General features: G+C 43.3%; 12 protein-coding genes. 10 read left to right on the forward strand and 2 right to left on the reverse strand.

Going from position 1 to position 24,046, the window contains the following annotated elements; translation table 11 throughout:
- Positions 1–58 precede the first annotated feature (58 nt).
- Positions 59–2,986, reverse strand: a complete 2,928-nt coding sequence (locus QQL36_RS18570) for a T9SS type A sorting domain-containing protein (protein ID WP_321566352.1) — start codon at positions 2,984–2,986, stop codon at positions 59–61.
- Between the two features lie 124 nt (positions 2,987–3,110).
- On the opposite strand from QQL36_RS18570, the gene QQL36_RS18575 reads away from it, so the two are divergent.
- Together QQL36_RS18575 and QQL36_RS18580 are read left to right on the forward strand one after the other, a co-directional pair.
- A complete protein-coding gene (locus QQL36_RS18575) occupies positions 3,111–3,431 on the forward strand; it encodes a cellulase N-terminal Ig-like domain-containing protein (protein ID WP_321566353.1) in 321 nt (106 codons plus the stop codon).
- Positions 3,432–3,495: 64 nt separating this feature from the next.
- Complete coding sequence (locus QQL36_RS18580; protein WP_321566354.1) at positions 3,496–3,771, forward strand: hypothetical protein; 276 nt, start codon at positions 3,496–3,498, stop codon at positions 3,769–3,771.
- A 69-nt stretch (positions 3,772–3,840) separates the two neighbouring features.
- On the opposite strand, the gene QQL36_RS18585 is transcribed toward QQL36_RS18580, so the two are convergent.
- Positions 3,841–4,503 (reverse strand): response regulator transcription factor, encoded by a 663-nt coding sequence (locus QQL36_RS18585; protein WP_321566355.1) that lies wholly within the window; start codon positions 4,501–4,503, stop codon positions 3,841–3,843.
- Positions 4,504–5,045: 542 nt separating this feature from the next.
- Between QQL36_RS18585 and QQL36_RS18590 the strand changes: the two genes are divergently transcribed.
- The 8 genes from QQL36_RS18590 to QQL36_RS18625 are packed head-to-tail and all read left to right on the forward strand — an operon-like array spanning position 5,046 to position 24,035.
- Complete coding sequence (locus QQL36_RS18590; RefSeq protein ID WP_321566356.1) at positions 5,046–5,924, forward strand: prohibitin family protein; 879 nt, start codon at positions 5,046–5,048, stop codon at positions 5,922–5,924.
- 31 nt (positions 5,925–5,955) lie between these two features.
- Entirely contained in the window at positions 5,956–6,507 is a 552-nt protein-coding gene (locus tag QQL36_RS18595) for a YcjF family protein (protein ID WP_321566357.1), read from the forward strand.
- Positions 6,508–6,517: 10 nt separating this feature from the next.
- Positions 6,518–6,697 carry a hypothetical protein gene (locus tag QQL36_RS18600; protein WP_143708814.1) on the forward strand — a complete coding sequence of 60 codons (180 nt, stop codon included), beginning with the start codon at positions 6,518–6,520 and terminating at the stop codon, positions 6,695–6,697.
- Between the two features lie 31 nt (positions 6,698–6,728).
- Positions 6,729–7,466, forward strand: a complete 738-nt coding sequence (locus QQL36_RS18605; protein WP_321566358.1) for a thioesterase II family protein — start codon at positions 6,729–6,731, stop codon at positions 7,464–7,466.
- Positions 7,467–7,476: 10 nt separating this feature from the next.
- The gene (locus QQL36_RS18610; protein WP_321566359.1) at positions 7,477–10,719 is read left to right on the forward strand and encodes a type I polyketide synthase; all 3,243 of its coding nucleotides are present in this window, start codon (positions 7,477–7,479) and stop codon (positions 10,717–10,719) included.
- Position 10,720: 1 nt separating this feature from the next.
- Complete coding sequence (locus QQL36_RS18615) at positions 10,721–15,598, forward strand: aminotransferase class III-fold pyridoxal phosphate-dependent enzyme (protein ID WP_321566360.1); 4,878 nt, start codon at positions 10,721–10,723, stop codon at positions 15,596–15,598.
- 11 nt (positions 15,599–15,609) lie between these two features.
- Entirely contained in the window at positions 15,610–16,629 is a 1,020-nt protein-coding gene (locus QQL36_RS18620) for a TauD/TfdA family dioxygenase (protein ID WP_321566361.1), read from the forward strand.
- An 11-nt stretch (positions 16,630–16,640) separates the two neighbouring features.
- The gene (locus tag QQL36_RS18625; RefSeq protein ID WP_321566362.1) at positions 16,641–24,035 is read left to right on the forward strand and encodes a non-ribosomal peptide synthetase; all 7,395 of its coding nucleotides are present in this window, start codon (positions 16,641–16,643) and stop codon (positions 24,033–24,035) included.
- Positions 24,036–24,046 lie beyond the last annotated feature (11 nt).

Consider the following 24,046-nt stretch of genomic DNA (forward strand, 5'->3'; position numbering starts at 1 on the left):
TCAATGGCGCGACGGCTCATCTCACGACAGAGCAGATTATGAAAGCGTATTTCAATAATTAATCTGATTTTATAAACTTCATCACATTAGTAATACCATTGGCTTTTGTAAGCACCACTATGTACATGCCATTTGGTAAATCAGAGACTGACAGTGCCAGGCTTGTTTTGGTGAGCATGTCTTCTCTACGCAGGTAGGTCTTACCATCCATACCATATATTTCCAATAGCTTCCAGTTAGAGAGCTGGTCGATAGTAAGAGAGGTATATGCCGGATTGGGATATAGACGTGGCCCTGTAGTAACAGTTGGATCCGGATCTACGGCAGTGATCACATCTACATTGAAAGTAAGTTGATTGCTGGATACCTGTGACGCAGTAAGACAATCCGTTAAGCTGCTGGTGAGCAGACAAAGAATTTTATCTCCTGTTTTCTTTGGCGTGTAACTGATCGTATCGGCAGTGGCTTCGCTGATGTTGGCCCAGGTATGTGTATTGGTGCTGTCCATCCATTGGTAGAATGGGTAGGTACCACCGTTGGAGATGGTGGATGTTAAAATAGTAGATACATATTGTCTTACAGAAGTGGTGCCAGTGATAGTGATGACAGGTGTAGCAGCAGCATTCACTTTTAAATAATGTACAGCGGTGCTGTCATCATCTGCCATACAACGATACCGGTAGCCGGACCATGATAGTAAGGAATTATTTAAGCTTAAAGTGCTTGTATTTGCCCCGCTTATATTTACATAACCACTCCCCGTATTTTGCTGCCATTGAAAGGAGGAAGCGGTGTTGCTATAACTCAATGTCAATGTTGTTCCTTCACACACAGTCACGGTATCAGTGGTAATAACATCTACTTTAAATGTAAGTTGGTTGCTGGTTACCTGCGAGGTCGAAAGACAACCAGTTAAATTGCTGGTGAGTATGCAACGGATCTCATCGCCTGTTTTGGCAGGTGTATAAGTGAGCGTATTATTGACTGCATTGCTGATACCTGCCCATGTATGCGTGCTGGTGCTATCCATCCATTGGTAGGTAGGAGAGGTGCCACCATTGGTGATCGTAGCGCTTAAAGTGGTAGCTGTGTTTTGTACCATCGCAGTTGTACCGCTAATGGTGATAGTAGGCGTGACAGTGGAATTCACTAATAGATAATGTACCTCCGAACTATCATTATTCGCCACACAACGATAGCGGTAACCGGACCATGTGAGCAGGGCATTATTCAATGTGTAGGTGGCCGAAGTTGCCCCGCTTATATTTACATACCCACTGCCCGTATTTTGCTGCCACTGATAAGCAGATGCAGTGTTACTGGTGGTCAATGTAACACTGCCTCCTTCGCATACTGCTACCGTATCAATCTTACCAAAAGTGATATCCACCAGACTCAGAGAAGCAAAGGTGCTCCCGGTGCCCACTCTTAAATAAATATCCAGCGAATCTACTCCGGAAACGCCTGTGTAATTGATGGCTCTGTCATATTCCGGACTGGCACTGGTACTATATCTGGTCTCAATGCTCTTAGCAGCGCTCCAATCTTCAGCTGCTAAACGGGTTTCTAAGATCCTTGGTGTACTACTTGCATCTACTCTCGCGCCCCACAACTTGAAATTGTAGATCCTGTTTTGCGACAATCCTTTAATACGGAGTATCACTCCATCGGGATTGATAGAATTATACAGGAACATATTATCCGACAAGGCAGTAGCAGGATAATCGTCCACACCTACAGAAAATCCATTATTATTAATCCCCCTGGTTGTAGCAGTTGAATTATAAGTTCCATCCGGGGTACCTATAATTTTCATAGAAATCGTTGTCGTACTATCACCTGTAGTAAGGAGCTGGCTAATGGTTGCGCCATCCCTGAAGCCCGCCGATCCACCACTCCCATACCAGTTGTTCCAGTAATTACCATATGCATCCGGAGAAGCTGTAGGCTGGCCCATAGCCGTACCACTTGGTAAAACAGTATTCACACCATCACCCCCTAAGTCGACCAGGATCCTGTTGGTATTCCGCACTCTTACACTGGCCGAAGAGCTGGCCGCTGCCAATGTCACAATATTGGAATAGGCAGAATAAGTCCCATTTGTATATTTAGTCCTGACCCTGAAGTATTGTGTAGTCGTATAAGAATTAGAATAAGTCTTTTTGACGGTGTCGGTAACCGTATCAAAGGTGCTCCATGTACTCCCATCCGAAGAGGTCTCAATAATATATACCCCCGTCACTGCCTGAAAGTATTGTAGCCAGCGTGCAAATAGACTATCTGCAATAAACTGGTTTCCCGCAGAATTCAGATGCACCCCATCACCTGCACCATATACGGGATTGATCTCCGCATCTGTACTGGCAGCTGTATTCACAACATTATTAAACCCCTCTATATACCTGGTAGGCCATGCTGCGCGTATACTATCCGCCAGCACTTTCAATTGTGTCTGCAAAGTGGCATTGAAGGTCGTACGGGGTTGGGTGGTTTCCCAGAATATGGGAACACCATTATTCAGGGCCAATGCATCCAGGTATCTTAAGTTCGCCATGATTTCTGCATTCGTCAACCCATTTGCCACATCATTTGTAGGCAAAGAGATGAACATAAAATCAGGGTTACTGTTCAGCGCACTATCGATATTCGTACCTGTGGTACCGCCTTTGGAAGCCGGCATCAGGTTCGCACTTGCATACCCCGCCACAGCGAGGTTGATCCAGGTAGGACTGGATGTATTGCTTGTGAGCCATGCACTGATCTTATCACCGAGACGATCGGGATAAGATAGTAAATATCCTGCAAGGGTAGAAGATCCCAACCCGACTACAAGCGGGCTGTTGGTAAGGGTTTTGTCATTTGTATTCCAACGTAAGGTAAAGGTGTTGTCACTGTTCCTATATACTCCTGCATGTAAAGTGGTATCGTTGGCATTCACTGTCAAACTGGCTATACAAAATACCAGTATAAAAAAATAATACCGCATAGAAAGGACTAAAGTTAATCTTTATGTGGGAACTTGTTGTAGTAAATATTGGATGTTAGATAGTTATAATATATCTACCCCTCCCCCAAAAACAGTAAACTCAATATTGGCCAAAATCTTTGTCGTGCAAATAGCCAGGACCCTATTCCGGCTATTTACTTATTGTCTCCCGTTAAGTGTAACTGCACCATCTGTACAGGTAATCACGAATCATGTGGGGTATGAGTATAATCTTCCCAAACATGCTATAATTAAAGCAGATTCCAAACAGTCCATCGATAAATTTGAACTGATTGTCGCTAATACCGGGCAAACAGTCTATGAAGGTTCGGCAGTATACAGCGGACTTGTCTTTTTAAACTTATTTCAATCCTCAACAGATCTCACTGACGGCTTATCGTCTGTTCAAGGCGTACGCATTACTACAGCAGAAACCCGGCACTGATTATCGTCAATACCTGAGAAGAATACTGGACGAAGCTACTTATGGGGCGGATTACTTAGCGCGCATGCAGGTAAATAATGGTTCCTTCTATCGTTCTGTCGCAGCGCCGGGTCCCGGCAAACTGGCGACGGATGGGTTGATCCGTGCAGAGGATAAAGGATATCACATCAAGCAGTCCAAAGACCAGTCTCATGGTGACACTACCATGGACGAACATAACTGGCGCAGTTTCCAGTGTAGTTATCGCTCCGTAGCTGGCTTATCAATAGCTGCATCAGTCATGACAGTATGCATGAAAATACGCAATACAATGACGAAGTCAACGACAGAAAAGATGTAGTGTATATCTTTTCTGTCGTTGACTGTTTATCGCAGAAGGAAGGATTATCAATGCGAAATAATCACACTGTTAGATTTTATGGAAATGCATCTTAAACAACTCTGTTTTTGTTTTAATATCAAGTTTAAAGTAAATATTCTTCATGTGATATTGTATCGTATTCAGGCTAAGATGTAACCTGGCAGCTATCTCTTTGTGAGATAATCCCTCTAATACCATTTGCGCGACTTCCTTTTCTTTTTTTGTCAGCTTCTCCTTTACAGCAGGCTGAGGAAGATCATTTCTGAAAACCATATACCTGAATATGTGCTGGCTCACTACTGGTTGCCCATATAACAGCATATTAACGATCTTATGATAAATACTGCTGAAGTTCTCTGATTTTTGAAGATAACCATCAGCCCCCCTGTCGAACGCTGCCTTAATCAGATGTTTGTTCTCATCCTTTGTAAGTATTACAATCAGCATTTCAGGTTTTATCTGCTTTAGCGTCTTAATGGTATCCTCTTTTTGAATCTCAGTCAAACAAATGTCTAACAGTAAAAGATCAGGATTCAGGGATGAAGTATTATATAATAACTGCATCGCGTTACGCAGATTGGCCGAATGCAGGCATGAAGAAAATTGTTTATCCTTCAGGATATACCTCATTAAATCGTCGCTAAATTGAGGGTCTTCATCGATAATTCCAATTTGATATATACGATTAGTCGTTATGTAAGTATTAGGCATTTGGATTAGTTGTTTTGTCTATTTTCGAGGGATTGCAAACCCATGCGGAACGTTGATCTTAGCGTCCTACACTTTTATGTGGTAAAAATAATCTGTATAAATCCGAAATTTAATTTTGAGGCGATCAATATGTTAAGTAAATGTCATCATAATAACAGACGATCTTTAATATTGTTAAACTCATTTGGGGATATTTTAAAAATCCTTAGAACAAATATTAAAATGCTATGTTTAGCTTATTAGCAAAATATGTAAAAGTGAGTTAAAAATATTGATTATTGGATTTTATATTTTACAATAGAATTATTGATTACTATGATCAGTCAATTTTTATACCATGTAAAGACTATTTGAACCCTTAAATATTTAATTGTCCGTTAGCGAAAAACAAAATTAAGAACAGACACAACAGGCTACCGTAAGATAAATTCTGCGGAAAATTTCCATTAATTATTACAGGTATCATTTAATTAAAAAATGAACAGCGTTAAAGTTATGCCCTGTACATCCGATGCGTTTAATAGTTATCCAGATATAACAACATGAATAAAAAAATTGGAGGATTCAACACTGGTCTGATAATAAGAAATACAGGCATTGTATTGCTGTTGATATTATTAGTGGTGGCACTTTTTTCAAAAAGGATATTTATTACCATTAAGCCAGGAGAGGCTGGCGTATTGTATAATATATTTACCGGTACAGATATGAGCAGAACATACGGTGAAGGATTACATTTAATCAGCCCGGTTAATACCATGATCGTTTATAATGTTCGTACCCATAAAATAAATTTTGATCAATACTTACTTAGTGCAAACGGACTTACTATTCATGTATTACATTCTGTTCTCTATAAGCCGGATGTTCGTTTATTACCTTCACTCCATCAGAAAATCGGCCCCGGCTATGAACAGCTTATTGTTGATCCGAATGTGAAGTCTATGATGAGGAAGGAGATTGCAGGCCTTACACCGGAAGAAATTTTTATGGTTGACAGAGGTGTTGTTGAAAAGAATAACAAGGATAACCTTTCTAAGATACTTGCTAAAGATCAGATCCTTATTGAAGGATATTACATAACAAGTATCGCCTTACCCGATTCTGTAAACAAAGCCATTGAATCTGTATATCGTCAGCAACAGTTAAACGAAGAATATGATTACAGGCTGGCTGTGGAAGATAAAGAACGTACACGGAAAGGCATAGAAGCCCAGGGTTTGAGAGAATTCAGTTCCGTTTCAAAAATCTCCCCGTTATTATGGAAAGCACTTGACGTAACACAAAAAATAGGTACTTCTCCCAATTCAAAATTGATTTTTATGGGTAGTGGTACCAGGGGGTTACCCATTCTCTTAAGCGATCAGATGGCTGCCGGTCAGGATACGACAGCACAACGACGACCAGTTATAATTCCGTAAATAATTTTTTATCACTATAAAAATCATACTAATGACAGAAAATCAACAATTGCAGGAAACGGTCATCACGGGTAAAACCGCTAAGGAAATTATCAAGAAACACGTGCTTATTTCTATGGGTGTAGGTGCAGTACCTATTCCTTTTGTAGATGTAGCTGCAATTACAGCTACACAACTTTCTATGATCAGCAAACTGGCCGCCCACCACAATGTGCAGTTTTCTAATGATCTGGGTAAATCTATTATCGTTTCCCTGGTTGGCGGTGCAGGTAGTAAAGCACTCGTAATGGCTTCTATCGGCAGTTTCATTAAATTCATCCCGGTTGTAGGTACTGCTATCGGAGCTGTTACATTCCCTGCTATTGCCGGTGCCACAACATATGCTATCGGACAGGTATTCGATAAACACTTTGCAGGTGGAGGAACAATGCTGGATTTAAAAGCATCTGATATGAAAACCTATTTTGCAGAGGAACTGGATAAAGGAAAGGAATTTGCAGGTAAAGTTAAAAAAACTGTTACAAAACCATTTACCTCAAAAAGTGAATCCTTAACAGAAGAGGGAAAAGAAGAGACCATATAAGCACTATATTATGGTGAACATTCTTTTTACTCCTTTCTTTATTGGTTGGATCATTCTTAGCCTGATATGCGCCATCCTTGGAGCTAACAGACGTACACGCTTCTGGGGAACCTTCTGGTTGGCCATGATCGTCTCTCCATTCCTGGTACTGATCATGCTGATGATCTTTCAACCTGTAAAAAAAGGATAATGTCCTTTACATCTACCTAATCCTTATTGCCATGGATGTTAATGGCGTACAGCTTTTTATTTTTCCGCATGCCGGTGGAAGCGATTTGTCTTATCGCTCACTAGAACGAAAATTGCAGATAACAGGTACCACATTTACAATTTGTTATCCGGGAAGAGCAAAACGTTTTAATGAGCCATTCGCAAAGGATGTCCCGTCTTTGGCAAAGGATTGCATGGATATTATTACGCTTAACAGACAACATGATCTGCCGATGGTTTTCCTGGGTCATAGCCTGGGAGCACTGGTGGCTTATGAAACAATAAAGTGTTTACGTACATCCGGCTCAGGACTGCCTGAGCTGGTTTTCCTCACCGGCAGAAGCGGCCCTTGTGAAGCTCCCGTGAACATGGAAAGACACGAATTAGCAGACGGCGAACTAATTACACACCTGTCGGCGATGGGAGGGATTGACCTTAGCCTTCTCACAAATCCTGATTTTATTTCTTTTTTTCTGCCCGTAATCAGAAATGATCTGCGTTTGAATGATACCTATAAGTATTGTGAAAGCAACAGATTCGATATTCCATTTGTATTGCTGAACGGCAGCAATGATAGAATTGCTGAAACGCAGGCACTGCTTTCATGGCAGAAAGAAACCCTCGGAATATGTATTCATGAATTCCTCGACGGAGGACACTTTTTTTTGCTTGAATCTCCCGATTTCAGTAAAAAGATAAGTCAGTTTATCCATCGTTATGTTATATGTACTCAATTACCCTACGTCTAATTTATCTATTATGAAGTCAGTATCCCATGAATCACTGAGCAGTCTGCAAAAATCATTTCTCATTATCAGAAACCTCGAAAGAAAATTAAAAGATCAGTTAATCAGTACTGATTCAATGGAAGAAATTGCTGTTGTTGGGATGGCCTGCCATCTGCCAGGTGGTATTCATACAGTGAACGATTTCTGGAATGCATTGCTGGCGGGAGAAGACCTGGTAACAAATTACAGCTTGTTAACCCGCTGGCAGGAAATGGAACAAAAGGAATACCTGTTTAATAAATGTATGCCCCATGCCGGATTACTAGATGACATCACATTGTTCGATAATGACTTTTTCCATATATCACCGGCAGAAGCCAGATATATAGATCCTCAACACAGACATCTCCTCATGCTTGCACATAAAGCACTCGCTGATGCAGGCATCCCGGCTGATACACTGAAAGGTTCGGATACAGGTGTCTTTACGGGTATCAGCGCATTTGACTATAGCCTGCACATTATGCAACAGGATGAATCCCTGAGAATAAATCCCTATGTATGCAGTGGTAATTCATTCAGTGGTGCCAGCGGACGGATATCCTATTGCCTCGGGCTTCATGGCCCGTGTATCAGTATAGATACCGCCTGCTCTTCTTCTCTGGTGGCATTACACCAGGCCGCGGCAAGCCTGAGACGCAATGAATGTAACCTCGCACTGGTAAGCGGGGCTAACCTCATTTTATCACCCTACCTGCAGGCCAGTCTTACAGAAGCTGGTATGCTCTCTCCCGATGGTCGTTGTAAGGCCTTTGATGATAGTGCAAATGGATATGTGCGCTCCGAAGGTTGTATTACTGTTGTACTTAAACGATTATCAGATGCTGAAAAAGATGGCGACCGCATCTATGCCTGTATTAAAGGTTCTGCAGTTGCCCAGGATGGCGCCAGCGGAGGATTGACCGTGCCCGATCCGGCCAGTCAGGCAAAAGTTATTAAACATGCACTCGCTGCTGCCGGTATGGAAGCCGATGATATCCGCTTCGTGGAAACCCATGGTACAGGTACCCCCCTGGGTGATCCTATAGAGGCCGAAGGCCTACACCTCGCTTTCGGAGAACGCCATAACAGGGAAAAAATAGTGGCCGGATCTGTGAAAAGTAATTTCGGACACCTGGAAGCGGCAGCCGGACTGGCAGGCTTCATGAAAGCCTGCCTGAATGTATACCACAAACAAATGCCCCCTTCCCTCCACTTTAACACTCCTAATCATCATATCGATTGGCAACAGATGCCTTTTCATATTAATGCGGAAAAATACCTTTTCAGTAACGATAAGAAACGCATAGTTGGTGGTGTTAGCTCATTCGGCTTTACAGGGACAGTTGCCCACTGTATTGTTGCGGAATATCAACATACAGTGGTTGAAAAATGTATCCCGCCACCAGACTTTCAATTAAAACCCCATTGGCTGGGAAAACTACCCGGCCCTGTTGTTCCTACCGGATATACCGTTAAATGGAAAGAGGTTGAACTGGCCACAGATAGAAAACCGGAAAATGATATGGCGTACGTATATGTTGAAACAGATGGAGGCACTCCGGCTTTTCAGAAAACGTTTCTCTCCGGTAAAAACGCTTTTTCTATCGCAATAGATCACCTCTGCCGGCTGGAGAATATTTTTTCTACACAACGTTATCAGCAATATTGCCTGGTATACGATCTCAGCGCATGGATAGAAGAGGATGAAAATGATGAATATACCCTGTCTGCAGCCTTTAAACATATCATTCAACTCTTTCAGACTTTAAAAACACTTTCTTTATCGCCGGGCGTTATACTTTTTATCACCCGTCAGGGCTTACATGTAAACGGAACTGCACCCTTATATGCATTACAACATAGTCTTGCATCCTTTATCAGATCTGCATCCCTGGAGTTACAATCCCCTGCCATGCTGGTGCTGGATATACACAATGATCTTCCGGATATGAACTTTATTAATCGCTATGTGCAGCAGTCATATTTCCGGGAAACAGCCTTTAGAAACAATAAATACTGGTATCCTGTTATTTCACCTGCCACACCGGTACCCCTAATAAAAGTGACATTGGATAATGAAGGCACCTACCTGGTTACAGGAGGCAACGGAAGCCTGGGTGAACATATCGCCGTTTGGTTGAGGGACAATGGAGCCGGCCAGGTAATAATTACCGGCAGATCTGCAAATGCAAACCATAAAAATGATCGTATCATTTATAAACAGCTGGATGTTGCCTGTGAAGAAGACGTAAAAGCATTTGGTAAATGGCTGAAAAGCACTTCTCTGCCGCTTAAAGGGATCGTACATGCCGCCGGTACAAACAGCCGTTGTTTACTAAAAGATATGACCATAGATGATATGTTGCAGGTGGGAGCTCCCAAGATCAACGGTATCAGGTACCTCAGCAGGCATCTGCCGTATGATCAGCTTGATTTCCTGGTAACATATTCTTCCATAGCGGCAATATGGGGCTCTGCCATGCTTGCGCATTATGCAGCTGCAAACGCTTATATGGATGCTTTTGTACTCCATTTAAAAACAAAAGGTATTCCTGCTGCAACCATCAACTGGGGACCCTGGAAGAATAGTAATATGGTGCTGAAAGATAGTAATACCACCAGCCTGCTGGAAGAATCCGGCGTACTGACTGTGCATGCAGATACTGTTGGAAAAAGTTATGCTTCCCTGCTAGGCATAAGCCAGGATCAGCGGATTTATGTACAGTTAAATCAATCCCGCTTTTTACAGATGATGGAAATAAGAGGCGCGCAAAGTTACTGGGAAACATTACGCGGAATGCTGCAGCAGAAGCCTGTAACAGCAAACAATACTGCTACATTGCCCAACCTGATGCTGATCACAGATGACGCTGAAAGAGCGAGTCTTATTCACCATGAACTGGTACTCCTTGTAAAAGAAGTATTAGTCATTCCGGAAGAAGAGGAGATAGATCCCGCCAGGAGTTTTAGTGATATGGGAATGGATTCTATTTTACTCCTGAAGTTTGTGGAGAGAATCAATAAACGCCTGGGTACAACAATCACTTCAAATACAATCTTCAATTACCCGGCTACAGGTTTGTTAACGACCCACATCAATGAATTATCAACACCGCAACCAGTAACAGTGATAAAAACGGTTAAAGAGAATCTCCGGTATAGTTATACAGAAGATATGAGTGATGCCGAACTGCTGAAAATGATCAATAAAGAAATTCAAAAATATTCATAAGATGATGGAAAATATTGACCTTGTCAGGAAGTTATACGAAAGCCTTAGAACGGCCGAAGCAAAAATTGAATCCCTGGAGAAAAAGGAAAATGGTCCCGTGGCTATAGTTGGCATGTCCTGTCGTTTTCCAGGTGCGGACAGTATAGCCTCATTCTGGAATAATCTGTGTAATGAACAGGATGCTGTGATTGAAGTACCGGCAGATCGCTGGAATAAAAATTGGTTTTATGATAAAAATCCTGATACACCGGGTAAGTCCTATTGTAACAGTGGCACTTTTTTAGCCGATGTAAAAGGATTTGATGCTGCCTTTTTTAAAATTACTCCTGCAGAGGCAAAACATATGTCTCCACAGCAAAGAATATTGCTGGAAACAACCTGGCAGGCGCTGGAATCTGCAAATATCCGCCCAGGAAGCCTGATGGGCACCGGTACAGCTGTATACCTCTCCGCGTCAGACGATCATTATAAATATTTTTCAACAGAAAATTACGGAAAAGGGATATCTCCTTATTCTGTTACAGGTACTGCTGCCGCTACTGCCAGCGGAAGAATTGCTTACCAGTTAGGACTAACCGGAGCCAATATGGTCGTGGATACGGCCTGCTCATCCTCTCTTGTAGCTGTAGATCTTGGTATGCAGGAATTACGGGCCGGCAAAACAGACCTCGTGATTGCAGGTGGCATCAACCTGCAGCTTTCTCCCTTAGGGCATATTTGTCTTTCTAAAACAAGAGCATTATCTCCCGATGGCCGTTGCAAAACATTTGATGAAAGTGCTGATGGATATGGGCGCGGTGAGGGATGTGGTATTGTTATCCTGAAACGATATGAAGATGCCGTAAGAGATGGGGACCATATTTTCTCCATCATCAGGGGATCTGCATTAAACCAGGATGGTGCCAGTAACGGGATGACTGCACCAAACGGACTGGCACAGGAGAGATTGCTGCATACAGCACTCGAACAGGCCGGTGTTTCTGCCAGTGAAGTACTATACCTGGAAGCACATGGTACCGGTACCAAACTGGGCGACCCGATTGAGGTAGAAGCCATTCAACACGTATATAACAAAATACCGCGGCAAGATCACCCGCTTTATATAGGAAGTGTTAAAACCAATATTGGACATCTGGAAGCCGCTTCCGGTGTAGCTTCCCTGATAAAAACAGCTTTATGCCTTTATCATGGAAAAATACCCGCCAGCCTGCACTATAATTCACCCAATCCCGCTATCAGCTGGAACGACCAGGTAAAAGTAGTTACTACCCTTACGGATCTACCTGCCGGTGCATCCGGATTTGCTGCCGTGAGTGCTTTTGGTTTTAGCGGAACAAATGTGCATATGGTATTGCAATCAGCACACAAAGCAAACCAGGGAAAACAAACCGATGAGGCAACCCTGTTAATGCTGTCTGCAAAATCTGTAAGATCCTTAAAAAAACTGGTAGAAACATATGTGCTTTACCTGAAGGATACAACATATGCAATCACGGATATTGCATTTACCGCATTACATTGCCGGGATCATTTTGAAGAGAAACTGGCAGTTATTGCCACTGATAAACAGGCTGCTATCCAACTCCTGCAATCATTTAATACTACAGAGAGACTGCTGGTAGCCCCTGGTGTGGATACAACAACATTGTTGAAAGAAGCACATACTTACCTGCATTCTAAAATAATCACCCCGGGTGCATTTTCAATACAGGGCACAAAAGTACCCATACCGGTTTACCAGTTTGATCATGAGATGTACTGGATTGATGCCGCTTTATACCGCGCATTTATTAACCCGGAACAGGAGGAAACCACTATGGCACTTGCCGCTGAAGTGAAAAATGCTTCGGCAGAATCATTGTCATTGTATGTAAACAGGATCATCCGTGAGATTACAGAACTAAGTACAGACGCCTTTACCGACGAAGATGATTTTTTCAGTATTGGTCTTGATTCTATCATGTTGATGCACATGCGGGAAATGATCCTGGATGATAAACATATCAATATTGAAATTGCAGTATTCTACGACCGGGTCAATACACCTGGCAAACTAAAGGAATTCCTGCAGGTTTCTTTGCCGGCAGACGCTTATGTGGAGGAACGTGCTGATGATAATGCCTATGTTCCATATAAACAACCGGAAGTTAGTACAGATCAGAAACTGAATGAACAGGATGAGGCACTGGTGGCACTGGTGAATGAGGTTGTGGAGAAAAGCGGAGGATCCCGTGAGATAACACAACACTTCCGCCGCTATTTTGCCAATAACAGGAATATTGCCGGCTTCAAACCGAAGTGGAAGGATATGGTGTATCAACTGGTGGCAGAAAAAGGCGCCGGCGCACATATATGGGATGTAAATGGCAATCGTTTCCTGGACTTTACAATGGGATTTGGAGTACACCTGTTTGGTTATAATCCTCCTTTTGTGAATGAAGCCTTACAGGATATATTACAGCGTCAGCTGATATTAGGAGCATTATCTCCCCAGGCAGGCCGGCTCGCAGAAAGGATCTGTACAATCACGGGGAATGACCGTGTGGCATTCTATAACACCGGTACAGAGGCCGTAATGGTAGCACTTCGTTTGGCAAGGGCAGCTACCGGTAAAAATAAGATTGTCCTTTTCTCCGGTTCCTATCACGGGACTTTTGATGGCATCCTGGCCAGACCTGGAAAAGGAATTTATGCCGAGCCTCTGGCACCCGGCGTAAGCAACACCGTTAGCCAGGATGTAATTGTGCTGCGGTATGGTAATGAACAGGACCTGGAACATATTATCACATTGGCAGGCGAAATAGCCGCTGTATTGGTAGAACCTGTGCAGAGCAGAAGACCGGATTTCTTTCCGGCAGCATACCTTGAAAAACTGTCGCGCATTACTTCCGCCAATAACATTGCCCTGATCTTTGATGAAGTAATATCCGGATTCAGATTCGCTATCAATGGCATTCGTGCTTTTACAAAGGTTCGTCCGGACCTCACCACTTATGGAAAGATTATAGGAGGTGGAATACCGGTGGGCATTGTAGCCGGGAATAAGAGATTTATGGATGCAGTCGATGGTGGTCACTGGTCGTATGGTGATCCTTCTTACCCTGCAGTGACCAATACATTTGTGGCTGGTACCTTCTGCCATCATCCGCTGGCCATGGAAGCCGGAATGCAGGTGCTGGATTACCTGGAAGCAAATCCTGATATCTATATATCACTGGAAGAAAAAACAGCACAGATCTGCAGTGAATTAAACAGGTATTTTGAAGAGAAAGATCTTCCGGTAAGTATGGTTCATTTCGGATCGCTTTTCCGGTTTGTTCTCAAAGGAAATTATGAACTGCTTTTTTATAAACTGCTGGCAAAGAATATTTACATATGGGAGGGGAGGAACTGTTATGTGGCAACTGCACATACCCAGGAAGATATCCGCTATTTTATTGATGCAGTGAAGCAAAGTTTTGAAGAGTTACTGGCCGCACAACTGATCCGTACAGAAGTACCGGTAGTTAATACAAGGCTTTCCTATGCACAACAGAATATCTGGTGGGCCTGGAAATTACAGCCTGATTCATCCGCATTTAATCTTTCAGAAACGCTGCTGATTGAAGGTCCATTCCTTCCTGCAAAATTTGAGGAAGCATGTAACCTACTGCTTCAGAAGCATGAAATTCTTCGCATGTCCTTTTATGAGGAAGATGGGATACCCCGGCAGCAACTGCGCACAGATGCCCGTATTATGCTCAGCGAGATCTTTTTACCGGAAGACGAATCAGCAGCAGAGAAAGTATTATTTGAGTTGAACAGCCAGCCATTTAATACTGCCAATGAATTATTATGGAGAGTCTCTGTATGCCGGCGTGGAGAGGACCGTTATATCGTATCGGTAACCATCCACCATATCATCTGCGATGGCTGGTCAATGGAAATTTTGTTCAATGAGCTGATCGATACCTATAATGAACTGACAACAGGTAATAAAAAAGATCCATCACAGCCTATTCAATACCGTCAATATATAGAAGAAGAACAAAATACAGCCACCAATGAACAGCTGAAATCTTTCTGGCATCGCCAGGTAAGTAACATAACCCCGATGAATATGCCGGCTGTAACAGGTAGTCAGGGAAAAGGCGAAGAAACGCTTTTAATAAGCGGTGTAATGTATTCACAAATTAAGCAACTGGCGGCTGATCTGAACCTGAGTGTATTTATTGTAGTAGCCGCCGTTACACAATTGTTATTACATTGTTATACCGGCGCCACAGATCTCACTACAGGAACACCTGTTACAGGTAGAAGTAAAAATAAATGGAACAGGCTGATAGGCCACTTCCTCAATATACTGGTATTACGTATTGATATCAGGAGTGAAGAAAGCGCAGTTAATTTTCTCAACCGGCTTAAAACCCTGCTGCTGGAGATGTATGAAAAGCAGGATTATCCCTTTGAACTGTTGAAAAATGAATGCTGGGACCGTAGCAGTACATTCCCATTCTTTGAAGTGGAAATTTCACTGCAGAACTTCCGGTTAAAACGCCATCATAATGACCGGAAATTTAATGATCTCACTGTTCGCCCTTTAGGTGGAAGCCTCTCCATAGATCCAAGAAAATATCCAATGGAGTTCCGCTTTGATGAAGGTCATGAAGATATTATGCTGAAACTGGTCTATGATAGTACGCTATATCCTGATCTGCTGATACAGGAAATGATCAGCGACTGGCAACAACTGCTTGAATTACTTATAGACCAGCAGGATCAGGCAATTGGAGCACTCATTGCATCCATCAGAGAAATGCAACAGCAAAGAAAATCAAATGCCCTTCAGACACACCGCAAAAAGAATATCACCGGCCTTTTATCCAACAAAATACCCTAATAATATTCGTTATGCAATTTAACAGACCCCAGTTTTCCCTGAAAAATATACAACCTAAAACCGTTGATCTGCCGGAAGATATATTGCAGCGCGAAGCGATGTTACCTGGTCACTTCCCCATGGTATACAAGCCGGCTATAGATGGTATCTCCCTGGGTTCATGGATAGGAGATCACCTGGCAGATATCGGGGCAGATTTAAAAAAATATGGCGCCATTCTTTTTAGAGGATTTGATGTGCCGGACAGAGATGCCTTCCAGGAAGTGATGAAAGCATTCGGGGAAGAGCTGATGTCGTATAAAGACCGATCTTCTCCCCGTACTGAAATCAGCGGCAATTTATATACTTCTACAGAGCACCCGGCAGATCAGGTGATTAATATGCATAATGAACTGTCCTACTCTCATACATGGCCGCTGAAGATTGCCTTTTACTGTTCAAAACAACCATTGGAAAGAGGAGAAACACCTATTGCTGATGTAAGAAAAGTATTAAAGCGACTGCCGGATGCACTTATCAGCAGTTTTAAACAGAAAGGCATTTTATACCGCCGTTTGTTACAAAAAGGAGTAGGCCTGTCATGGCAGGAAGTATATCAGACAGAAGATAGAGCCGTCGTTGAGCAGCACTGTAAAACATACGGACTGAATTTTAAATGGCTGGAAAAGGATGCCCTGGAAATAAAATGGTGCAGGCCTGCTATCCGTAATCATCCTGTTACAGGTGAAGAGATCTGGTTTAATCATGGCTATTTCTTCAACTTCATGGCACTGGCCCCTGAAATCCGTACAGCATTTGCTAGTATGGACGAGCTGCCCTTCAATACTTATTATGGAGATGGGTCTCCCATTGAACCTGCTTTTCTTACCGCCATTTTTGAAGCCTACCGGGATGAATGTGTGTATTTCCCCTGGGTAAATCAGGATATCCTGCTAATGGATAATATGCTGGTGGCACACGGTCGTAATTCATTCACCGGAGCAAGAGAAATTAATGTAGTAATGATGCAGCCTTTCGGGGAACATGCCTAATTATTTATACAATGACAAGTATTTTATTGGACGCGATTACCCTGTCCCTTACTGAACAGCAGAAAGTGATATTCAAAACAGGAGGAGAAAGACTCCCCGTTTTTTGTAACTGGAAGTTTGAAGCGACTATCCCGGTGGATGTTCCGGTTCTGAAAAAAATGATTACCTGCCTTTTTCAACAGCATGAGGCGCTTTCGACCAGGTTTGTAGAACAGGCCAATCTTGTATACCCATTGCAGAGAATTATGCCGGATGATGTTTCCGGCTATCATATCGCTGTGGAAAGCCATCCCGGTAATGCCACCGATTTCCTGCTGCATTGCAGAAACTATCCGCATGAGACTGAAATGAGTTGCGTATTTATGGCTGCTCCTGATACAACAGCAGGATATTGGAATGCATATCTGCAATTTCCATCAGGTATAGTTGATTTTCATAGTATGGGAAAGCTTTGCGTGGCCATCCAGGAACTCTTTTCCGGACGCATAGCCGCCATTCCGGTCGTTGCATATTCGCAATATGTAAGCTGGCAACACGATACATTAAAAGAAGTACCTGAAGCTGTAAAGGACTGGTGTAACAAGCAGTTATCCGGACAGACTGATTTTACCCCTTTCCTGTTTCACCGCACTGCGCCTGTTATTGCCGGGAAATATGAAACCACCTGCAGACATACCATTCCACTCTCCTCTGTTATAACCAGGGAATATTGTTATGCGATTTTTGCTATACTCCTCAGTCATTTTACCAATAAAAACGTGGTACGGCCAGGTATTGTTTTACCCGGACGTATATATGATGAACTGGATCAGACAGTAGGATTAATTGACCAGGTAGTGCCTTTACAGCTTACTTTTGACGAAACATGTTCCTTCCATCAACTCAGGACTTTAACCGGTAAGCTACTGTCAGAACTTCAATCTGTAGCTGAGTATATCAGTCATGACCTTATTCATACCACTCCTTATATTATCCAGTATGTGAAAATGCCGGAAGGCGTTAGTTTGAATGACTGGCAGGTATTGCAACCCGGTGCCGCTTTACAGTTGGATGTACTGGAAGATCATACCGGCATCACAACCAGGTGGAATTATAACACGGCCTGTTTTAAAAAGTCTGATGTGGAACAACTGGACGTTGTGCTGCAAAGGTTATTTGAAAAGGGAACAGCTCTCCCGGACAACCTCACGGATGTAAATCAGCTCACAGAACCATTCTCCGTTACTCCGGTAAAGCCGGATCCCACACAAAAGGATATCCTCGGGATGTTTAATACCGCCTGTCATAAGTATGCAGCTAAGACAGCGGTTATAGATGATCATCAAAGTTATACTTATGCCTCCTTACAGGAGCAATCGGATATGCTGGCTAAATGCCTGATAGCAGAGAAAGGTATTCAGCCCGGAGATATCATTGCATTATGTGCATCCAGGAGTGCAGACCTTATTGCTGTTATACTGGCCATTCTGAAAACGGGCGCTGCTTTTCTGCCTGTTGATATGTCCCAGCCGGACGAACGTATTCATGCTGTGTTGAATGATGCATCACCCGCACTTATCCTGACCGCACTGCCGGGTGACCGGCATATCCCAGGTAATACCTGTACGGTAAACAGCTTATTCAATACTACGGAAATTAACACCACCATCACACTGCCGCAAACGCAGGGAACAGATCTGGCCTATATCATTTATACATCCGGTACAACCGGTAAGCCGAAGGGATGTATGATCAGCAGGGAAAACCTGTCGCATTATATACACTGGTGTAATAATAATTATCTGAAAAATAATGATTACGGTAATTTTCCCTGGTTCACACCATTGTCTTTTGACCTTACCATTACCACTATCTTTTTACCATTGGTAAAAGGGAAACGTATCGTGGTATTCCCTGAAACCAAACAGGCAGATGTAATACTACAGGAATGTTTTTCCGGAGTGAATGGAGTGGATAGCATAAAACTGACTCCTTCACATATCAGCCTGCTGAAAAATACGGATATTAAAAGCACCTCCATACAACTTGTGATCACAGGTGGAGAACAATTACTTCACTCACAGGTGGATTTACTGTTCGGACTGAATGAAAAAATAAATCTGTATAATGAATATGGCCCTACGGAAGCTACTGTGGGATGCATTGTAAAGAAAATACAGCCGGATGATGAGCTGATCACCATTGGTAATCCTATTGCCGGTATGCGGGCAATGATTCTTAACAACCGGCAGGAACCTTTGATGCGTGGATTGATGGGAGAACTTTATCTCTATGGTAACGGCATTGCCAAAGGTTACCTGAATAATACCACACTCACAGGTGAAAAATTTATTACGCTGGGGAATACGCTGTTTTATCGTACCGGGGATCTGGTGAGAAGATTACCAAACGGAGAACTCATTTTCCTTGGCAGAATAGACAGCCAGGTAAAGATCAGGGGATACCGGATCGAAACAGAAGAAATTTTATACCATCTCACCCGTATAAAAGGAATTGTAAAAGCGCATATACTGGTAGAGCAACAGTTGAATGAACCTGTACTGGCTGCCTTCTATGAAGCCACATCCGTTATGGATAAACAGCAGTTGCTGAAAGCCCTCAGTGAAAAGCTACCGGCTTACATGATACCGCAACAGTTCTACCAGGTGAAAAATATGCCACTCTCCGTTAATGGGAAAACAGATGAAAAACAGTTGCGGTTGCACACCCTCACAATAAAAGAAGACGCTGTAACTTTTGAACCTCCCATCAATGAAACAGAAGAAAAGATAGCTGCTATCTGGATGGAAATTTTGCAGGTAAACCGTATTGGCAGGAATGATCATTTCTTTACATCCGGTGGGCAGAGTATAAGAGCTTCTGCACTGGTAGCAAGATTAAATAAACAGTTTCACACCACGCTTACCCTAAAGGATATCTTTGAGTATCCTGTTATTTCACAACAGGCCATCCAGATAACAAATCATATAAAATCATCTCCTGCCGAAGGCCCCGTAGTACTTCCTGCCCAGGAAATGTATGAGCTCTCCGGACAACAATTGCGTATCTGGACGGAACATCATGCCACACCTTTATCTACTGCATATAATATGCCGGTAGCTTACCGCATCAGTGGGCCTTTTGAGCTAACACGACTGGTTGCTGCATTTGAAAAAGTGATTGCGCAGTTTGAATCCCTGCGTACCACCTTTGTTGATACCGGCGCAGGCGGGATAAAACAGCAGATTCATCCAGGTAGTACACTGCAGTATCATTATGAAGAACTGGCCAGGGATGCTGATATAGAAAAAATTTTGGAGGATCATGGTCAGCAGTATATTGCGCTGGATGTATTGCCTCTGTACAGGGTAGCTGTTTACAAAGTGGCTGCAGAAGATTGGTTATTGCTGATTAACCTGCATCATATCATTGCAGACGGATTATCGGAAGATATCCTGCTGAATCAGCTGTTTGCTTATTATGAAGCTGAACATGCCGTCAATGTGTTGAAAGCTCCATTGCAATACAAGGAGTATGCTGCATGGCAGAATAAGCTGAACGCTGAGCACCGGCATAGTGCAGCATACTGGCTTCGTAAGTTCAATACCCCGGTTCCTGCATCCGGTATTCCTGCTCAGGGTAAAACAACACGGTTACAGGAAGACATGGCAGACACTTATACCGTTGACTTTGGAAAGGAACTGACAGCAGGGTTGCTGGCATTTTCCAATACACATCAACATACACTTTTCACTGCGTTATTGAGTATCGTAGATCTGTTATTATATCGTTACAGCGGAGTGAAAGAACGGGTAATAGCTGTACCGGTAGATAATCGCCTGGATGTGATTTTTGAACAACAGGTAGGCTTTTTCCTGAATACCATACTGCTTAAGAATACATTGGATCCTGCAGCGGATGCGTTGCAATTAATTGATAATTGGGCCACAGAACTGGCTGAAGCGTTACAACATAAACAATATCCTTATGAATGGCTGGCCAGGGAGCTGGTTAGCCGGGACCAGATGCAGGGGCAATCTCTTTTTCATGCACTGGTCAATTTCCAGGAAAGGGAACATGGAAATGTGATAGAGAAAGGAGGCTTGCGGCTTGAAAAGATGGACTACAATTACCGTACAAATGCCAAGGTGGATCTGGCATTCAATTTTTCGCTGCATAACCATAACCTGTACCTGGCAGTAGACTATAACAGTTCTCTTTATTCAGGAGAATTTATACACCGCATGACCCGTCATTGCATGGTACTTACCAGGCAACTGGTGCTTGATGCGCAACTTCCCGCAGGTAAAATACCGATGCTGGACGATGCAGAACAACAACAATTATTTGCGTATGCTTCAGGTCCTTGTAAAGCACTTTTACCTGAAATGACAATCATTTCTTCCTTCCGGGAACAATCTTTGACACATGCGGGACGTATAGCTGTTGTTTCGCCATCAGGAAGTACCACCTATGAAATGCTGGGAAAGAAAGTGGGTATCATAAGTGAACTGCTGACTGATTGGGGTGTTGAACCGGAACAGATTGTGCCGGTACTGGCAGCCGGTAATGAATTAACGATTGTAACCATGCTGGCTATTATGCAGTGCGGCGCGGTTTACCTGCCCATAGATGCAAAACATCCGGAACCCCGGATTAATTCCATACTCAAACAGGCAGGAGGTAACCTGGTACTTAATACATCCGGTATGCCTTTCCTGCTGGCAGGAATAGATATCAGGGTGCCCGGGACCAACCGTCCTCTGTATAATTATGATGCACCTGTAGTCATTAATCAGGAATCTCCGGCCTACATGATTTTTACTTCCGGTACCACCGGTGTGCCCAAAGGTCTCACTATTACGCATGGTGGATTCATGAACATGATTGCAGCACAAACTGAAGGTTTTGGTATCCGGGAAACGGACCGTTGCGGATGGTTGTCGTCTCCGGGATTTGATGCCTCCCTGTCTGAAATATTCATGGCACTTCTCTCAGGAGCGGCACTACACATTCCGGAGCCCGGTCTGATGCACAACCAGCATTTATTTATTGACTGGCTTACGGAACACGCTGTTACAGTAGCAACCATCACACCCGCTTACCTGCAGGCACTGCCATCCGCATTGCCATCCGCTTTGCGGGTGTTGATTTCGGCAGGTGAAACCTTGCCTGTAAAAACCGGGCAGGCGCTGGCAGACAGGCATACCTTATTTAATGCCTATGGTCCTTCTGAAAATGCAGTATGTACCACCTTTACAAAAATTAATCCTTCAGATACTGTCATGTCAATAGGTACGCCTATTGTAAATGTAAAAGTGCGTGTAGTAGATACCGACGGCATGATGGTGCCAGTGGGTGTCCCCGGTGAACTACATATTTCAGGGCCCGGACTTGCAAAAGGTTATTACAACAATGACAGGGAAACCGGGAAACATTTTTATGAAGAAGACCATCAGCATTGGTACCGCACGGGCGACTGGGTACAATGGTTACCCGGAGGACTGCTTGAATTTATAGGCAGAAGGGATCAGCAGATAAAAATTAATGGTAACAGGATGGAGACGGAAGAAGTGACCCGTTGCCTGCTGGAACTTCCTGCTGTGAAAGATGCGGTAGTTGTATATCATACATTTGAAACAGCACAACATCCGGTCCTGCTGGCATATGTTGTGCTGCAAGAAGAGTATGCTGACTATACAACGGATGCCCTGATGTTTGCATGCAGGACTGTTTTACCATCTTATATGGTACCTGCATTTTTTGTGCCGGTTGAACATATACCACTTAACATCAACGGTAAGAAAGATATTACAGGTTTACCTTCTCCCTTCCTGCATATTCCTGATCATGAAACGGTGGCAGTAACCGGGGCGGAAATACTGCTATGTGAGCTGTACAGGGAATTGCTGGGGATTACCGTTGCAGACCGTTTAACAAATTTCTTTGCAGCCGGCGGACAGAGCCTGATGGCGATAAAATTGATTTCAGCGATTTACCGGCAGGAAAAGAAGCGCATTACATTAGGTGATTTGTACCGGTATCCGGTGGTTCATGAACTGGCATCGTTACTGGATACCAAAGAAAAGGACATCGACCTTCAGGAAGAGAGACGGGACCGATGGGTCAGTGCTACTCCCATGCAGCAGCATATATGGGCTGATATGGAATTACAGGGTGGACTAAAATACCTGATGACAGGTGCTTTCGAACTGAAAGGTCCGCTGGATGTATCCCTTTGGTTAAAAGCAACCACAAAAGTCCTGGAAGAACAGGACGCACTTCGTTACCGTTTCCGGTTATCAGGCGATGGGCTTTTATGCAAACCGTCTGCAATTGAAGTGACACAGGTGCAGTTTCAGGATCATATGGATGGGCAGGACAAGGAGACTTTCGTAAAGGAATTGTCTGCCATTGTTATAGATCCTGCACTGGAGCCCTTATGTTATTGTTATCTCCGGAAATATGGTGCCGGCGATTATCTCTTTGCTTTTAAATTACATCACCTTATAGGAGATGCATGGACCATTAAAATCCTCTTCACTTCAATTCTTGCATATTATCGTGCATCCACTGAAAATAAAAATATCATATCCTATAATAATTACGCAGATGAAATAAGCAAGGTATCACCTTTTGTTCCTGATCGTAAAAGACTGGCGGGTACGGGAATGTTAAAGGAAATAACCGGTAAAAGCGGAGAGGGTTATTTTAAACACCTGTTTTCAGAAGGCGTACCCGTAAGTATCCGTGCCCTGGCACAGTTATATGAAGTGTCTTCATTTGCTGTAATCACAGGCCTGCAGGCATTGTCTTTCATGGAAGCTGGAGAATCCGCTGCACTCACGGTTTATACACCTTTACACGGAAGATTTGATCCGCGCTGGCATCACACTGCAGGCGTGTTTATGAATGTAGTGGCTATCACTATTGCCAGGCAACCTGGTATGCGTATGGGTGCATTACTACAGGAAGTACAGCGTCAGTATACCCGTTTTACGAATGACACCGTCGCATTTACTGCACAATGGATTCCTTCAGCCGCGGAAGAGGATATAGCACGTGGTACCATGGAAATTCATATAGATGATTTTTCGGAACAGTATGATGAACAGATAAAATCCCTGCCAGATATTGCTGTATTGCCTTTTGAATCGTCTGTGAACATGGTAAGGAAATTCAGTGTGGAATTGCATTTTAAAACAGATTACGCTGCACTGATGGCAGAATGCCTGTTTGATCGGCAGTTTTTTAGTGAATCAAGCATAAGGCGTGGTATCAACAGGTTGGAGCAGCTGCTGCTTGCACCTGTACACGATCACTCACTAACAGTTGCTGAGCTGATGAAGGACATCAGCTCCAGGGAGAATGCAACTGTGCAGGCGTCACAGTCATCAAGTATAAAAGCATTTTTAACTAAGAGATAAGTATCGTCATT

Source organism: Chitinophaga sp. LS1, assembly GCF_034274695.1.
GTDB lineage: Bacteria > Bacteroidota > Bacteroidia > Chitinophagales > Chitinophagaceae > Chitinophaga.

Excerpts from the sequence above, each read along its gene's own strand:
- QQL36_RS18570 (WP_321566352.1), bottom strand. The coding sequence starts at position 2,986 with ATGCGGTATTATTTTTTTATACTGGTATTTTGTATAGCCAGTTTGACA.
- QQL36_RS18580 (WP_321566354.1), top strand. The coding sequence starts at position 3,496 with ATGCAGGTAAATAATGGTTCCTTCTATCGTTCTGTCGCAGCGCCGGGT.
- QQL36_RS18585 (WP_321566355.1), bottom strand. The coding sequence starts at position 4,503 with ATGCCTAATACTTACATAACGACTAATCGTATATATCAAATTGGAATT.
- QQL36_RS18590 (WP_321566356.1), top strand. The coding sequence starts at position 5,046 with ATGAATAAAAAAATTGGAGGATTCAACACTGGTCTGATAATAAGAAAT.
- QQL36_RS18595 (WP_321566357.1), top strand. The coding sequence starts at position 5,956 with ATGACAGAAAATCAACAATTGCAGGAAACGGTCATCACGGGTAAAACC.
- QQL36_RS18600 (WP_143708814.1), top strand. The coding sequence starts at position 6,518 with ATGGTGAACATTCTTTTTACTCCTTTCTTTATTGGTTGGATCATTCTT.
- QQL36_RS18605 (WP_321566358.1), top strand. The coding sequence starts at position 6,729 with ATGGATGTTAATGGCGTACAGCTTTTTATTTTTCCGCATGCCGGTGGA.
- QQL36_RS18610 (WP_321566359.1), top strand. The coding sequence starts at position 7,477 with ATGAAGTCAGTATCCCATGAATCACTGAGCAGTCTGCAAAAATCATTT.
- QQL36_RS18615 (WP_321566360.1), top strand. The coding sequence starts at position 10,721 with ATGATGGAAAATATTGACCTTGTCAGGAAGTTATACGAAAGCCTTAGA.
- QQL36_RS18620 (WP_321566361.1), top strand. The coding sequence starts at position 15,610 with ATGCAATTTAACAGACCCCAGTTTTCCCTGAAAAATATACAACCTAAA.
- QQL36_RS18625 (WP_321566362.1), top strand. The coding sequence starts at position 16,641 with ATGACAAGTATTTTATTGGACGCGATTACCCTGTCCCTTACTGAACAG.